Genomic DNA, 14,199 nt, shown 5'->3' with positions numbered 1-14,199 from the left:
TCAGGCCTGCGCGAGCGGCGCTGGCCCGTAACGTCTGCCGACAAGAATGCTGCATTGCACTACAAATGTAATGAAACATTATTCCATTACAATCATGTGGCAATCCGGGGTTCTGCGCCCCGGTGCTGCCCCCTTTCCGCCGGCTTGCCTATCCAGGCAAAGCCATGCCGCCCACTCCGATTCTTGAAGTGACGTAATGACGCCGCCCACGCGAAAAGCCCGAATTGCCCACCTACGCATTCCCGTATTCCTGTCAGCGCCCATCATCGCCCTGACGCTCTCCTGGATTCCCGACGCCGCGCAGGCGTCGATCCGCCCCGAGCAGGCCCGCCCCTCGCTCACCGGCCTGCGCCTGGCGCAGGAGCCCACTGTCCCCACCCTGCGCGACCGCGTCGTCCAAGCCGGCCTGGAAGCGATCGGCACGCCCTACAGCTGGGGCGGCGACGACGCCGAAGGTTTCGATTGCAGCGGACTGGTCCTGTATGTCTTCCGCGAGATCGCCGGCCTGGAACTGCCCCGCACGGCCCGCGCCCAGCGCACCGCCGGCGAATCCGTCGCCGGCAAGCAGGAACTGCGCCCTGGCGACTTGGTGTTCTTCGCCACGCGCGGCCGCGGCGTAACCTCGCACGTGGGCATCTATATCGGCCAGAACAAGTTTGTCCACGCCCCGCGCCGCGGCACCAAGGTGCGTGTGGATGAAATGAAGAATCCGTACTGGAACAAGCGCTACGTCGGCGCGCGGCGCTACCTGGATATGCAACCGGGCCAGATGCTGGCCCAGGCTTCCGCCCGCTGACGGAAAAAACGGGGCGCGTCCGGCGCGCCCCAGGGGGCGGCGCCACAGCCTGCCGCGGCCAGTCCTGCGATGGACGCGCCGCCGCAGGCTGATCGCGTTTCAGCCGCGGCCCACGAAGGGCATATTGGTCGCCATGACGGTCATGAACTGCACGTTGGCTTCCAGCGGCAGGCGCGCCATGGCGGCGACCGCCTGCGCCACATGCGCCACGTCCATGCGCGGCTCCACCTTGGTGCTGCCATCGGCCTGCAGGATGCCGGCCGCCATGCGCTCGGTCATGTCGGTCGCGGCATTGCCGATGTCAATCTGGCCGCAAGCGATGTTGTAGGACCGGCAATCCAGCGAAATCGACTTGGTCAGCCCGGTCACCGCATGCTTGGTGGCGGTGTAGGCAATGGAAAACGGACGCGGCGCATGCGCCGAGATCGAGCCATTGTTGATGATGCGCCCGCCGCGCGGGTTCTGCGCCTTCATCACGCGGATGGCGGCCTGCGCGCACAGGAACATGCCGGTCAGGTTGGTGTCGACCACGTCGCGCCAGACGGACACGGGCAACTCCTCGATCGGCATCGCCGGCGCGCCGCGTCCGGCATTGTTGAACAGCACGTCCAGCCGGCCGTATTCGCGCTGCGCCGCGTCGAAGAGCTCGCGCACGGCCTGCTCATCCGACACGTCCGTGGGCACCACCAGCGCCCGCACGCCATCCTCGCCCGCCGCGGTGCGGGTCGCTTCCAGCGGTTCGCGGCGGCGGCCGGCCAGTACGACCCGATAACCTTGCGCCAGGAATTCCAGCGCCACCGCGCGGCCTATGCCGGTACCGGCGCCGGTGACCAGCGCCACGCGCGGGTGTTCGATCTCGTTCGCTTGCATCGGATTCTCCTTGTTATCGATCGGCGAAATGCTACCCGAATCGTTCTGGCGATGCTGCAAGCGATGGTTCCAGCGGTGACACTTACCCAGCCGTCACACGCAAGCAAAAATTACGCGGCGTGGCGGCCCCGCCGGAGTGCGGAAAGCAAGGCGATTTTCCGTGAGCGCCTGCGCCTCGGACCCGCCTGCGCACACCACTCTTCTCCACACATTTCCCACCGCGGAATCGAGCGCGGCGCTTGCCACTGAATCGATAATCTCGTGTTGATCCGTCACAAGTCTTTATATAATTCTGAGAAATTAGCTTATTACCAAAAATCCAAAAACATCTATGGAGCAGCATCCATGACCCCACGGTCCCTAACCGGCGCACTCGTCCTGGGCGCGCTGTACGCCGCCTCGGCCGGGGCCCAAGGCGCGCCTGACGGCAAGCAGATCAGCACCCAGGGCGCCAATGGCGCGCCCGCCTGTATCACCTGCCACGGCGCCCGCGGCGAAGGCAATCCGGCCGCCGGTTTTCCGCAACTGGCCGGCATGGGCAGCGCCTATCTGGAAGAACAGCTCGAAGCCATGGCCAACGGCTCCCGCGTCAGCCCGGTCATGGCCGCCACCGCCAAGGCGCTGGACCCGGCGCAGCGCAAGGCCGTGGCACAGTACTACGCCTCGCTGCCGTCTGCCCAGGACACCGACAAGCTCGCCGCCACCGCCATGCACCCGGTCAAGCCGGCCGACACCGGCGCCTGGCTGGCCACCCGCGGCGCCTGGGACAAGAACGTGCCGGCCTGTAACCAGTGCCACGGCCCTGGCGGCATCGGCGTCGGCGCGAACTTCCCCGCCCTGGCGGGCCAGCCCGCCGCCTACATCGCGGGCCAGCTACGCGCCTGGCAACAAGGCCAGCGCCCGCCGGGTCCCTTGGGCCTGATGCCCGCCGTGGCCACCCGCCTCTCCAGCGCCGAGATCGACGCCGTGTCCGCCTACTACGCCGGCCTGCCCAAGGCCGCCGACCAGCTTGCCGCGCAAGCCCAGACCACCGCGGGAGCCCAGCAATGATGACCGCCACCCGCCTGCGCCTGCTGTCCGCGGCCGCCTGCCTGTTCGCGTCCGCCGCGGCATTCGCCGCCGAGCCGCGCCCTTCTTTCACGCCGCCGTCCGCCGCATCCATACCCGATAACGACTTCGGCAAGGCTGTGCGCGAAGGCGAGCAGATCTTCCTGCACACGCCGCAGAAGGCCGGCAAGTTCGTCGGCAACGACCTGAACTGCGCCAGTTGCCACCTGGACGCCGGCCGCCGCGCCGATTCGGCGCCGATATGGGCGGCCTATGTGCTGTACCCGGCCTATCGCGCCAAGAACGGCCACGTCAACACCTTGGCCGAACGCCTGCAGGGGTGCTTCCGCTTCAGCATGAACGGCAAGGCGCCAGCCGCCGACGACCCCACGCTGACCGCCCTGCAGACCTATATGTTCTGGCTGGCCAGCAAGGCCCCCACCGGGGTGGTGCTGGAAGGCCAGGGCTACCGCAAATTGCCGCCGCCCGCCCAAAAGGCCGACTACGTGCGCGGCAGCGAGGTCTACGCGCAGTATTGCGCCGTCTGCCACGGCGCCGAGGGCCGGGGCCAGAAGAACGGCAAGCACTGGGTGTTCCCCGCCCTGTGGGGTGCGGACTCCTTCAACTGGGGCGCGGGCATGCATCAGATCGGCAATGCCGCCGGCTTCATCAAGGCCAATATGCCGCTGGGACAGGCCGGCATGCTGAGCGACCAGGAAGCCTGGGATGTCGCCTACTTCATGAACGCGCATGAACGCCCGCAGGATCCGCGCTATACCGAATCGGTTGCCGCGACCCGGGCCAAGTACCACGACTCCGACGACTCGCTGTACGGCATCGAGGTCAACGGCCATCTGCTGGGCAGCGACTCCCCCGCGCCCGGCGGCAAGCTGATCCAGGCCGCCGTCAAGGCTGGCGGCTGAATCCGGCGTCCGCAAATCGCGTGGCCGGGCTGCGGGTTTCCCCCCTGCCCGGCCACGCGATTTGTTATTCTTCGTGTCTCAGCATCACACGCCTGCCACATTCATGTCCGCCAATCCCGGAAACGTCTTCATGGTCGTCGCGCCCAGCGGCGCCGGCAAGTCCAGCCTGGTCAAGGCCTTGCTCCAGCAAGACCCCTCCATCCTGCTCTCCATCTCCTGCACCACCCGCGCGCCCCGCCCCGGCGAGGAAGACGGCCGCGAGTACCGCTTCGTGTCTCCGGACGAATTCAAGCTCCTGCGCGAAGGCAACAATCTGCTGGAATGGGCGGAAGTGCATGGCAATTTCTACGGCACGCCGCGCGACCGCATCGACGAAGCCACGCGCGCCGGCCGCGACGTGCTGCTGGAAATCGACTGGCAAGGCGCCCGCCAGGTGAAGCAGCGCTTCCCCGGCGCGATCGGCGTGTTCGTGCTGCCGCCGTCCATCGATGAACTCGAAAGCCGGCTCAAGGCGCGCGGCCAGGACGCGCCCCAGGTGATCGCGCGCCGCCTGATGGCCGCGGGCGGCGAAATCGCCCACGCGCCTGAATGCGAATATGTTATTATTAATCAAGAATTTAGCGTGGCCTTGTCGGAACTGACTCAAATAGTTAGCGCCGCGCGGCTGCGCTTTTCGTCTCAGGCCGCCCGTCATAGCCAGTTGTTCTCGCAACTGGGTATTCCGGCCGAACACTGAGCCGAACGCATTCTCCCTATCCTCCATCAGCACCAGGTGTCCTAATGGCTCGCATTACCGTCGAAGACTGTCTGAATCAAATCCCCAATCGTTTCAAGCTCACGCTGGCCGCAACCTACCGCGCCCGCGAGTTGGCGCAAGGCCATGCCCCGCGCCTGGACAGCAAAGACAAGCCCACGGTCACTGCCCTGCGCGAAATCGCGGGCGGCCTCACCGGCGTGGAAATGCTGCGTAAAGTACCCACCTGATAATTTCCGGGGGCGGCAAGCATGGCTTTTCCCGGGCTGAAGTACGCTTCATCAGGTCTGCTTGCCGCACTACGTGCCGGCTCCCGTCTCGGGCGCCGCACGGGCAAGAAAGACAAGACCCCCCTCACGCCACCGTCCGTCGCCGCGCAAGAAGCGGCGGACGCGACCGCCTCGCCGGTCGCTTCGCTGGCGCCGCTGACCGAAATCATCGGCAGCTATCTCGACAAGAAAGACGTAGAGCGCGTGCGCGAGGCCTATCGCTTCGCGGACCAGGCGCACCTGGGCCAGTTCCGCGCCAGCGGCTCGCCCTACATCTCTCACCCCATCGCCGTCACTGAAATCTGCGCAGGCTGGAAGCTCGACGTCAACGCGTTGTCCGCCGCCCTGCTGCACGACGTGATGGAAGACCAGGGCATCGCCAAGCACGAGCTGGCCGAGAAATTCGGCCCTGAAGTCGCCGAACTGGTCGACGGCCTGTCCAAGCTGGACCGCCTGGACTTCGCCACCAAGGCCGAACAGCAGGCCGAAAGCTTCCGCAAGATGCTGCTGGCGATGGCGCGCGACGTGCGCGTCATCCTCATCAAGCTGGCCGACCGCCTGCACAATATGCGCACGCTGGACGCGGTCAACCCGGAAAAGCGCCGCCGCATCGCGCGCGAAACCCTGGAGATCTACGCGCCCATCGCGCACCGCCTGGGCCTGAACCTGCTGTTCCGCGAACTGCAGGACCTGTGCTTCGCGGCCATGTACCCGAACCGCTACCAGGTGCTCTACAAGGCCGTGCTGGCCGCACGCGGCAACCGCCGCGAAGTCATCACCAAGATCGCCGATTCGGTGCGGGCTTCGCTGCCCGCCGCCGGCATCGAAGCCGAGGTCACCGGCCGCGAAAAGACGCTTTACGGCATCTACCGCAAGATGGTCGACCAGAAGAAGTCGTTTTCCGACGTCCTGGACATCTACGGCTTTCGCGTCATCGTGCACACCTTGCCCGAGTGCTACCTGGCCCTGGGCACGCTGCATCAGCTCTACCGTCCCGTGCCCGGCAAGTTCAAGGACTACATCGCCATTCCCAAGGTGAACGGCTACCAGTCCCTGCATACGACCTTGGTCGGCCCCTACGGCACGCCCGTGGAGTTCCAGTTCCGCACCCGCGACATGCATCATGTGGCGGAAGAAGGCGTGGCCTCGCACTGGCTCTACAAGGGCGCGGACCTGACTCTGAACGACCTGCAGAAGCGCACCCACCAATGGCTGCAATCGCTGCTGGACATCCAGAGCCAGACCGGCGATTCCGGCGAATTCCTGGAGCACGTCAAGGTCGACCTGTTTCCCGACGCGGTCTATGTATTCACGCCGCGCGGCAAGATCATCTCGCTGCCTCGCGGGGCCACGCCGGTGGACTTCGCCTACGCGATCCACACCGACATCGGCAATCAGGCGGTGGCCGCCAAGGTCAACGGCGAATTCGTGCCGCTGCGTACGGAACTGAACAGCGGCGACACGGTGGAAATCGTCACCTCGCCCGCCTCCCGTCCCAACGCGCAGTGGCTCAACTACGTGCGTACCGGGCGCGCGCGCTCCGAAATCCGCCACTATCTGCGCACGGTCAAGTACGAAGAATCGGTGGCCTTTGGCGAACGTTTGCTGGGTCAGGCGTTGCAAGAATTGCACATGCCCCTGCCCGCCACCGACGACCCGGCCTGGCAGAAGCTGGCGCGCAGCACCGGCGCCAGCTCGCGCGAGGAAATCCTGGCCGACATCGGGCTGGGCAAGCGCCTGGCTGCCGTGGTGGCGCGCCGCTTCGCGCCCGAGCACCAACTGGTGGCGACCACGGCAGCGGCTGTGGACGAACTGACCTCGGCGCGCAGCGCTCCCATCCTGATTCAGGGCAATGAAGGCCAGGCCGTGCAGTTGGCGCCTTGCTGCGGCCCCCTGCCTGGCGATCCCATCATCGCCGGCATGCGCATGGGACACGGACTGGTGGTGCATACCGCCGACTGCCCGGTGGCGATGCGCCAGCGCCTGCGCGAGCCGGAACGCTGGATCAATGTCGCCTGGGACGCCCACACCGCCAAGCACCTGGCCACACGCCTGGATATCGTCACGCGTAACGAGCGCGGCGTGCTAGGACGGCTGGCCGCGGAAGTCACGGCGGCCGACGCCAACATCATGCACGTCACCATGCACGACGACGCGGTCGCCACGGTGTCGCTGCATTTGACGATACAAGTCGACAGCCGCAAGCACCTGGCGCAGGTCATCCGCGCCATCCGCCATGTGCCGCAGGTGCAGAAGATCGTGCGCGTGAAGGGCTGAAACGCAAGGTCGGCCGTGCAGGGCTGAACCCAGCCCTGCACGCTGCCTTCAGGTCACGTGCTGCAGGAAATCCTTGAGCCGCTGGCTGGGCGGGTTGCTCAACAGTTCGCCCGGCGGCCCGTCATGCGCGATCTTGCCGGCGTCGATGAAGATCAGGCGGCTGCCCACCTTGCGCGCGAACTCCATCTCATGCGTGACCACCACCATGGTCATGCCCTCTTCCGCCAGGTCCCGCATGACCTTGAGGACTTCGTGGCGCAGCTCCGGATCCAGCGCCGACGTGGGCTCGTCGAACAGCATCAGCTTGGGCTTGATGGCCAGCGCCCGTGCAATCGCCACGCGCTGCTGCTGGCCGCCGGACAGCTCCGAGGGATAGTGGTTCATGCGCTCGGCAAGGCCGACCTTGGCCAGCAGGCTCTCGGCCAACTCGCGCGCTTCGGCGCGGCTCTGCCCGCGCGTATGCACCGGGCCGAACATGACGTTTTCCAGCGCAGTCATCTGCGGGAACAGGTTGAACTGCTGGAATACCATGCCCGCTTCGCGGCGGATTTCGCGCACTTGCGCCGCGCCGCCGTTCACGCTCAGACCATCGACCAGCAGGTCGCCGCCATTGATGGTTTCAAGCACGTTGATGCAGCGCAGGAAGGTGGACTTGCCGGAGCCCGAGGGCCCGACCACCACCACGACCTCGCCCGCGTCGATATTCAGCGAAATGCCGTCGAGCACCATGGACTCGCCGAAGTTCTTGGTGACGTTGTGGAATTCGACCATGCTCATAGTATGCGCATCCTTCTTTCAACCAGATGCAGGGCCAGCGCCATGAGGCCGGTCAGGATCAGGTAAACGATCGCCACCGCCGACCAGATCTCGACGGCGCGGAAATTGCTGGCCATGATTTCCTGGCCCTGGCGGGTCAGCTCGGCCACGCCGATCACGATGAAGAGCGACGAATCCTTGAGACTGATGATGCACTGGTTGCCCAGCGGCGGAATCATGCGGCGGAACGCCACCGGCCCGATGATGTGGAAAAGAATCTTGTGGAACGGCAGCCCCATGGCCTGGCCGGCTTCCTTCAGGCCCTTGTGCACGGAAAGCAGCGCGCCGCGCACGATTTCAGAGATATAGGCCCCGGAATTGATGATGAGCGTAACGATCGCCGCCCATTCCGCATCCACCCGGATGTTCGCCAGCAGGGGCAAGGCGAAATAGATGAACATCACCTGCACCACGATGGGCGTGCCGCGGATGACGGCGACGTAGACCTGCGCGATGGCCGACAGCACGGGATGCCCGTAAGCCCGCGTCACGCCGGATAGCGCGCCCAGCAGAAAACCGCCGAACAGGCCCCAGAACGTGATCTTGATGGTCATGAGCGTACCCTCGAGCAGATTGGGTAGCGCGTCCTTGATTACAGTCCAGTCAAACTCCACGATATTCCCCCTATGGCGCGACGCCGCGACGCAGCGCGGCGAGAGCGGCGCGGGACCGCCCGCCGCACTGCGGCGCAGCGGCCGGCATCAGCCGGCGCTGGCCGATGCCGAGCGGTCCCGGAATGCAAAGCGAACCCGGGTGCTCAGGGCTTCTTGCCGAACCACTTGGTGTAGATGGCGTCGTACTGGCCGTTGGCCTTCAGCGTGGCCAGCGCCTTGTTCACCTGCGGCACCAGATCGCTGCCCTTGGGGAAGGCAATGCCGTAGAAGTCGCCGCTCTTGACCGAACCCACCACCTTCACCCGGCCCTTGCCGGCCGTGTTGGCGTAGTACTGGACATTGGGCGTGTCGTGCACCGCCGCGTCCACCCGCCCGGTGGCCAGTTCCAGATAGGCGTTGTCGATGTTCGGGAACAGCTTGAGCTTGGCATCCGGCACCTGGGCCTTCAGGAAGTCGACGGTAGCGGTGCCGGTCTTGACCGCGACGGTCTTGCCGCCCAGGGACTTGGCGTCCTTGATGTCCGTGTTCTTTTCGCCGACCAGGATGGCCAGGCCGCTTTCATAATAGGGATCGGAGAAGTCGATGACCTTCTTGCGGTCGTCCCGGATGGTGATGCCGGCCAGCGCCGCGTCGATGTTCTTGGTCTGCAGGCCCGGGATGATGCCGGCGAAGTCCATGGGTTGCAGCTTGTACTTGAGGTTGAGTTCCTTGGCGATGGCTGCCCAGAGATCCACGTCAAAGCCCACATAGGTATTACCCTGCTTGAACTCGAACGGCACGAAAGCGGTATCGGTGGCCACCACCAATTCCTTGCCTTGGGCCTGGGCGCCGGAAGCGGCGCCGAACATGGCCACGGACAGGCCGACCAGCGCGGCGGCGACTTTACGTTTGATCATGAAACTCTCCTCTTGGGGACCAGTCGGCACCCCGGGGTTGTTGTAGGGGCATGATTCCTGGGCCGCGCCGGGGTCTCCAGCACAGCTTACCGCCGATCTTAACGCATACGTCCCCACCCGGCAGCGGCCGGAAAATTTACAATCCGCATGACACCCGGAGGATTCCCATGGCCTACAAATATGTGCGCATTGCCGGCAACCGACGTCAGGCCGGCCTGGCGCTGGGCAAGCTGGCGCGCCCCCTGATGGCGACCTACCTGGAGCAAAGCCGCAGCTGGGACGCGCTGCGGCCGTGGCGCGGGCACGCCTTCCTGGACACGCTGGCGCAGCAGGCGCAAGCGGCGCTGCCGGCAGTCTGGGAAGAGCTGGAAGGCATGGCGGAAGGCCTGCGCATGCCGATCGGGGACGTGCTGCTGTGGAACTGCCGCGGCGACCTGCTGCACAGCACCACCGACGGCTGCACCTCGGTCGCGCTGAGGGCGGCGGACGGCACTCGCTGGATCGGCCACAACGAGGACGGCGATCCTTATCTGCATGGGCGCTGCCATCTGGTCGACGTGGCGCTGGACGACGCGCCCGGCTATGTCAGCTTCTACTATCCCGGCTCGCTGCCCGGCCATACTTTCGGCGCCAACCGCGCCGGCCTGGTGCAGACCATCAACAACCTGCGCATCCGGCAGCGGCATCCGGGCGTGCCGCGCATGCTGATGGCCCGTGCGGTGCTGGATTGCGCCACGCTGGACGAGGCCGTCGCGCTGCTGCGCGAGCTGCCGCACTCGGGAGGCTTCCATCACACGCTGGGCGCGGCCGGCGACGCGCGCCTCGTCAGCGCGGAAGTCGCGCCGGGCTCGGCCTCCATCCTGGAGATCGGCACGCGCTACGGCCATGCCAATCACATCGTGCACGCGGACATGGGCGGCGTGGCGCAGATCGTCACGGACTCGTCTCGATCGCGCCAGAACCGCATCGAAGGGATCGTGGACGGCTGGTCCGGCAGCACCGGCCGCGACGATGTGATCGCCGCCTTGCACGACACTGAAGGGAAGCTGCCGATATTGCGTACCGCGGCAGACGATCCCGATGATGAGAACACCTTGGCGACCGCGATCTTCGAGATCGGAGAAAGCGAAGTGACCTTGCGGGTTTACGACCGCAAGGCGAAGGCGGACATTGCGCTGGATGTGATGTCGGACGCGGAATAGCAGTCCCCCGCCACGCCGCAAGACAACGGCCGCGTCATTGCTGACGCGGCCGTTGGTTCATGCCCTGCGGGTCAAGCCTGGCCGTAGCCGCCGCCTCCGGGGGTTTCAACGACGAAGATGTCGCCCGGGCGCAATTGCGCGCTGTCCTGCGGCCCCAGTTCCTGGATGGAACCGTCGGCGCGCTCGACTGAGTTGCGGCCCATGGCGCCGGGCTGCCCGCCCGCCAGGCCGAACGGCGCATAACGGCGGTTGTTCGACAGGATGGCCGCGGTCATGTCCTCCAGGAAGCGGATGCGGCGCACGCCGCCCTCGCCGCCCGGATAGCGGCCGGCCCCGCCCGAACCCTTGCGGATTTCGTAGGACTCCAGGCGCACCGGGAAACGGAACTCCAGCACTTCGGGGTCCGTCAACCGCGAGTTGGTCATGTGCGCCTGCACCAGCGAAGTCCCTGCGAAGCCTTCATCGTGGGGACCCGCCGCATCGATGCGCACCGGACCAGCGCCCGTGCCGCCCGAGATCGTCTCGTAGTACTGATGGCGCGCATTGCCGAACGTGAAGTTGTTCATCGTGCCCTGGCTTGCGGCCAGCACGCCCAGCGCGCCGTATAGCGCGTTGACGATGCACATGGACGTTTCCACGTTGCCCGCCACCACCGAAGCCGGCGGGTTCGGACGCAGCATCGAGCCTTCCGGCAGGATGATGGACAGCGGCACCAGGCAGCCGTCGTTCAGCGGAATGTCGTCATTGACCAGCGTGCGGAACACATACAGCACCGCCGCCACGGCGATGGCGCCGGGTGCGTTGAAGTTGTTGTCCAGCTGATTGGACGTGCCGGTGAAATCCACCACGGCGCTGCGCGCCTCGGTGTCGACCTTCACGGCCACGCGGATCACCGCGCCGTTGTCCAGCGGATACTCGTAGCTGCCGTCCTTCAGCACCGAGATCACGCGGCGCACTGCTTCCTCGGCGTTGTCCTGCACATGCCCCATGTAGGCGCGGACCACCTCCAGGCCGAAGTGGTCGCACATGCGCAGCAGCTCCTGCACGCCCTTTTCGTTGGCGGCGATCTGCGCGTGCATGTCGGCGATGTTCTGGTCCGGATTGCGCGCCGGCCAGCGGCCCGAGCCCAGGATGCCGCGCGCGGCGGCTTCGCGGAACTCGCCGTCCTTCACCAGTTGGAAGTTGGTGAAGAGCACACCCTCGTCTTCCACCGTCTTGGAATCCGGCGGCATCGAGCCCGGCGTGGTGCCGCCGATATCGGCATGGTGGCCGCGCGACCCCACGTAGAACAGGATTTCGCGCCCTTCGCGGTCGAAAACCGGAGTAATGACAGTGACGTCCGGCAGGTGCGTGCCGCCGTGGTACGGATCGTTCACCACATAGGCATCGCCCGGCTTCATGATGCCGGCATTGGCGTGCATGACCGTGCGCACGGACTCGCCCATGGAACCCAGGTGCACCGGCATGTGCGGGGCATTGGCGATCAAACGGGCCTGCGCATCGAAGATCGCGCAGGAGAAATCCAGGCGTTCCTTGATGTTGACCGAGTAGGCGGTGTTCTGCAGGCGGTAGCCCATCTGTTCGGCGATCGACATGAAGAGGTTGTTGAATACCTCCAGCATGACCGGGTCGGCCTGAGTGCCGATGGCGCGACGTTCCGGACGGGCCTCGACGCGGCGGATCACGAAGTGGTCCTGCGCCGTCAATTCCGCCTGCCAGCCGGCTTCTACCACCGTGGTCTGGTTGGGCTCGGAAATGATGGCCGGTCCCGCCACCACGTCGCCACCCGCCATGTCCTCGCGCACATACAGGGGCGTATCGCGCCAGGCGCCGCCGCTGTACATGCTGACGACGCGGCTGGGAGCCAGCGCGCCGTTGCGCACGCGTGCGGCAGACGCTTCACCGACACGCTCGCCGCCGCCCGTGGCTTCGACCGAAATGGTCTCCACCACCAGCTCGCGGTTGGGCATCAGGAAGGAATAGCGTTGGCGGTATGCCGCCTCGAAATCCTTGCGCGCCTGATCCAGATCCGTATAAGCCACTTCCAGCGAGGTGTCCGTGCCGCGGTACTTCAGGTGCAGGCGGCGCTGCACGCCGATGTCGCTTTCGGCCACGTGCTGACGGCGCAGTTCGCCCACGGCCAGGCCGGCCAGTTCGTCCAGCTCGCCCTGCAGCGCCTGCATCAGGTCGGCGTCGAGCACCTTTTCGACCGTCTTCTGGCGCATGTCGGTCTGATCGGCCAGGCCCATGCCATAGGCCGACAGCACGCCGCCCAACGGATGCGCGAACACCGTCGTCATGCCTAGCGCGTCTGCGACCAGGCAAGCGTGCTGGCCGCCCGCGCCGCCGAACACGGTCAGCGCGTACTCGGTCACGTCGTGGCCGCGCTGCACCGAGATGCGCTTGATGGCCTCGGCCATATTGCCCACCGCGATTTCCAGGAAGCCCTCGGCGAGCTGTTCCGGACTCATCTCGCGGCCGGTGGCGGCGCGCACTTCGTCGGACATGGCCGTAAAGCGCGCCACGACCGCGTCGCGGTCCAGGGGCTCATTGGCTTCGGGACCGAAGACCTTGGGAAAGAAATCGGGCTGGATCTTGCCCAACAGGACGTTGCAGTCCGTCACCGCCAGCGGGCCGCCGCGGCGATAGCACGCGGGACCAGGATTGGCGCCGGCCGAATCCGGGCCCACGCGCAGTCGCGCGCCGTCGAAATGCAGGATCGAACCGCCGCCTGCCGCCACCGTATGGATGCTCATCATGGGCGCGCGCATGCGCACGCCGGCCACCTGGGTTTCGAATTCGCGCTCGAATTCGCCAGCGTAGTGCGACACGTCGGTCGAGGTGCCGCCCATGTCGAAGCCGATGACCTTGGGAAAGCCCGCGATCTCGCTGGTGCGCACCATGCCGACGATACCGCCGGCTGGACCCGACAGGATGGCGTCCTTGCCGCGGAAGCGGTGCGCATCGGTCAGGCCGCCGCTGGATTGCATGAACATCAAGCGGATGCCCGGCAGTTCGCCGGCCACCTGATCCACATATCGCATCAGGATGGGCGACAGGTAGGCGTCCACCACCGTGGTGTCGCCGCGCGACACGAACTTGATCAAGGGGCTGACCTCGTGGGAGGCCGACACCTGCGGAAAGCCCACTTCACGCGCGATGCGGGCCGCGATGCGCTCGTGCTCGGGTGCGTGCCAGGCATGCATGAAGACGATGGCGGCAGCGCGAATGCCGCTGTCATAGGCGCCCTGCATGGCCGCGCGCAGCGCTTCCTGGTCCAGCTCGCGGATCACCTCGCCGTCGGCCGCCACGCGCTCGTCGGCTTCCACGACGGACTCGTAGAGCATTTCGGGCAGGATGACGTTGCGGTCGAACAGGCGCGGCCGGTTCTGGTAGGCAATGCGCAGGCCGTCGCGGAAGCCGCGGGTCGTCACCAGCAAGGTGCGCTCGCCCTTGCGTTCCAGCAAGGCGTTGGTGGCCACCGTGGTGCCCATCTTCACGCATTCGACCTGATCGACGGGCACAGGCTGCCCGGGCGCGATGCCCAGCAGCTTGCGGATGCCGGCCACCGCCGCGTCGCGATACTGCTCGGGGTTTTCCGAGAGCATCTTGGCCGTAGTGGTGGAACCATCGGGGCGCCGCGCCACGATGTCGGTAAAGGTGCCCCCACGATCAATCCAGAATTGCCACTTCATAGCTGTCCTTGCAAACAAAGGGTCGCCGCGGCGCCTGCGG

The 14,199-nt window shown here is 66.1% G+C and carries 12 protein-coding genes; 7 read left to right on the top strand and 5 right to left on the bottom strand.

The annotated features are described in order from the left end of the window. Positions 1–196: 196 nt before the first annotated feature. Positions 197–796, top strand: a complete 600-nt coding sequence (locus WBB14_RS25840; protein ID WP_424242295.1) for a C40 family peptidase — start codon at positions 197–199, stop codon at positions 794–796. Between the two features lie 99 nt (positions 797–895). Here the strand turns inward: WBB14_RS25840 and WBB14_RS25835 are convergent, their stop codons facing one another. Then, entirely contained in the window at positions 896–1,666 is a 771-nt protein-coding gene (locus WBB14_RS25835) for an SDR family oxidoreductase (RefSeq protein ID WP_424242294.1), read from the bottom strand. A 345-nt stretch (positions 1,667–2,011) separates the two neighbouring features. Here WBB14_RS25835 and WBB14_RS25830 point away from each other — a divergent pair, with 345 nt between their 5' ends. The 5 genes from WBB14_RS25830 (at position 2,012) to WBB14_RS25810 (ending at position 6,936) form a co-directional block, all read left to right on the top strand. After that, the gene (locus tag WBB14_RS25830; protein ID WP_424242293.1) at positions 2,012–2,716 is read left to right on the top strand and encodes a c-type cytochrome; all 705 of its coding nucleotides are present in this window, start codon (positions 2,012–2,014) and stop codon (positions 2,714–2,716) included. Continuing rightward, complete coding sequence (locus tag WBB14_RS25825; RefSeq protein ID WP_424242349.1) at positions 2,716–3,636, top strand: c-type cytochrome; 921 nt, start codon at positions 2,716–2,718, stop codon at positions 3,634–3,636. The genes WBB14_RS25830 and WBB14_RS25825 overlap by 1 nt, the downstream gene beginning before the upstream one ends. A 103-nt stretch (positions 3,637–3,739) precedes the next feature. Next, a complete protein-coding gene (gene gmk, locus WBB14_RS25820; RefSeq protein WP_173148231.1) occupies positions 3,740–4,372 on the top strand; it encodes a guanylate kinase in 633 nt (210 codons plus the stop codon). Between the two features lie 44 nt (positions 4,373–4,416). Next, positions 4,417–4,620 carry a DNA-directed RNA polymerase subunit omega gene (gene rpoZ / locus WBB14_RS25815; RefSeq protein ID WP_006219679.1) on the top strand — a complete coding sequence of 68 codons (204 nt, stop codon included), beginning with the start codon at positions 4,417–4,419 and terminating at the stop codon, positions 4,618–4,620. A gap of 21 nt (positions 4,621–4,641) precedes the next feature. Then, a complete protein-coding gene (locus WBB14_RS25810; protein ID WP_424242292.1) occupies positions 4,642–6,936 on the top strand; it encodes a RelA/SpoT family protein in 2,295 nt (764 codons plus the stop codon). A 48-nt stretch (positions 6,937–6,984) separates the two neighbouring features. On the opposite strand, the gene glnQ is transcribed toward WBB14_RS25810, so the two are convergent. From glnQ to glnH, 3 genes are all read right to left on the bottom strand, one after another. Beyond that, positions 6,985–7,713 (bottom strand): glutamine ABC transporter ATP-binding protein GlnQ, encoded by a 729-nt coding sequence (gene glnQ / locus WBB14_RS25805; RefSeq protein WP_424242291.1) that lies wholly within the window; start codon positions 7,711–7,713, stop codon positions 6,985–6,987. Next, complete coding sequence (gene glnP, locus WBB14_RS25800) at positions 7,710–8,366, bottom strand: glutamine ABC transporter permease GlnP (RefSeq protein ID WP_424242290.1); 657 nt, start codon at positions 8,364–8,366, stop codon at positions 7,710–7,712. The genes glnQ and glnP overlap by 4 nt, the downstream gene beginning before the upstream one ends. A 143-nt stretch (positions 8,367–8,509) precedes the next feature. Then, the gene (gene glnH / locus WBB14_RS25795; RefSeq protein ID WP_424242289.1) at positions 8,510–9,262 is read right to left on the bottom strand and encodes a glutamine ABC transporter substrate-binding protein GlnH; all 753 of its coding nucleotides are present in this window, start codon (positions 9,260–9,262) and stop codon (positions 8,510–8,512) included. 167 nt (positions 9,263–9,429) lie between these two features. Between glnH and WBB14_RS25790 the strand changes: the two genes are divergently transcribed. Continuing rightward, positions 9,430–10,464 (top strand): C45 family autoproteolytic acyltransferase/hydolase, encoded by a 1,035-nt coding sequence (locus WBB14_RS25790; protein WP_424242288.1) that lies wholly within the window; start codon positions 9,430–9,432, stop codon positions 10,462–10,464. A 71-nt stretch (positions 10,465–10,535) separates the two neighbouring features. On the opposite strand, the gene WBB14_RS25785 is transcribed toward WBB14_RS25790, so the two are convergent. Continuing rightward, entirely contained in the window at positions 10,536–14,159 is a 3,624-nt protein-coding gene (locus tag WBB14_RS25785) for a hydantoinase B/oxoprolinase family protein (protein ID WP_424242287.1), read from the bottom strand. Positions 14,160–14,199: the final 40 nt, after the last annotated feature.

The sequence above is a fragment of the Achromobacter sp. genome (assembly GCF_049647645.1).
GTDB lineage: Bacteria > Pseudomonadota > Gammaproteobacteria > Burkholderiales > Burkholderiaceae_B > Achromobacter.
Note: the sequence above shows the minus strand (reverse complement) of the source record. Positions and strands in the feature narration are given on the sequence as shown.

What these genes read in the sequence shown, in the direction of transcription:
- WBB14_RS25840 (WP_424242295.1), top strand. Translation starts at nt 197, where the DNA reads ATGACGCCGCCCACGCGAAAAGCCCGAATTGCCCACCTACGCATTCCC.
- WBB14_RS25835 (WP_424242294.1), bottom strand. Translation starts at nt 1,666, where the DNA reads ATGCAAGCGAACGAGATCGAACACCCGCGCGTGGCGCTGGTCACCGGC.
- WBB14_RS25830 (WP_424242293.1), top strand. Translation starts at nt 2,012, where the DNA reads ATGACCCCACGGTCCCTAACCGGCGCACTCGTCCTGGGCGCGCTGTAC.
- WBB14_RS25825 (WP_424242349.1), top strand. Translation starts at nt 2,716, where the DNA reads ATGACCGCCACCCGCCTGCGCCTGCTGTCCGCGGCCGCCTGCCTGTTC.
- gmk (WP_173148231.1), top strand. Translation starts at nt 3,740, where the DNA reads ATGTCCGCCAATCCCGGAAACGTCTTCATGGTCGTCGCGCCCAGCGGC.
- rpoZ (WP_006219679.1), top strand. Translation starts at nt 4,417, where the DNA reads ATGGCTCGCATTACCGTCGAAGACTGTCTGAATCAAATCCCCAATCGT.
- WBB14_RS25810 (WP_424242292.1), top strand. Translation starts at nt 4,642, where the DNA reads ATGGCTTTTCCCGGGCTGAAGTACGCTTCATCAGGTCTGCTTGCCGCA.
- glnQ (WP_424242291.1), bottom strand. Translation starts at nt 7,713, where the DNA reads ATGAGCATGGTCGAATTCCACAACGTCACCAAGAACTTCGGCGAGTCC.
- glnH (WP_424242289.1), bottom strand. Translation starts at nt 9,262, where the DNA reads ATGATCAAACGTAAAGTCGCCGCCGCGCTGGTCGGCCTGTCCGTGGCC.
- WBB14_RS25790 (WP_424242288.1), top strand. Translation starts at nt 9,430, where the DNA reads ATGGCCTACAAATATGTGCGCATTGCCGGCAACCGACGTCAGGCCGGC.
- WBB14_RS25785 (WP_424242287.1), bottom strand. Translation starts at nt 14,159, where the DNA reads ATGAAGTGGCAATTCTGGATTGATCGTGGGGGCACCTTTACCGACATC.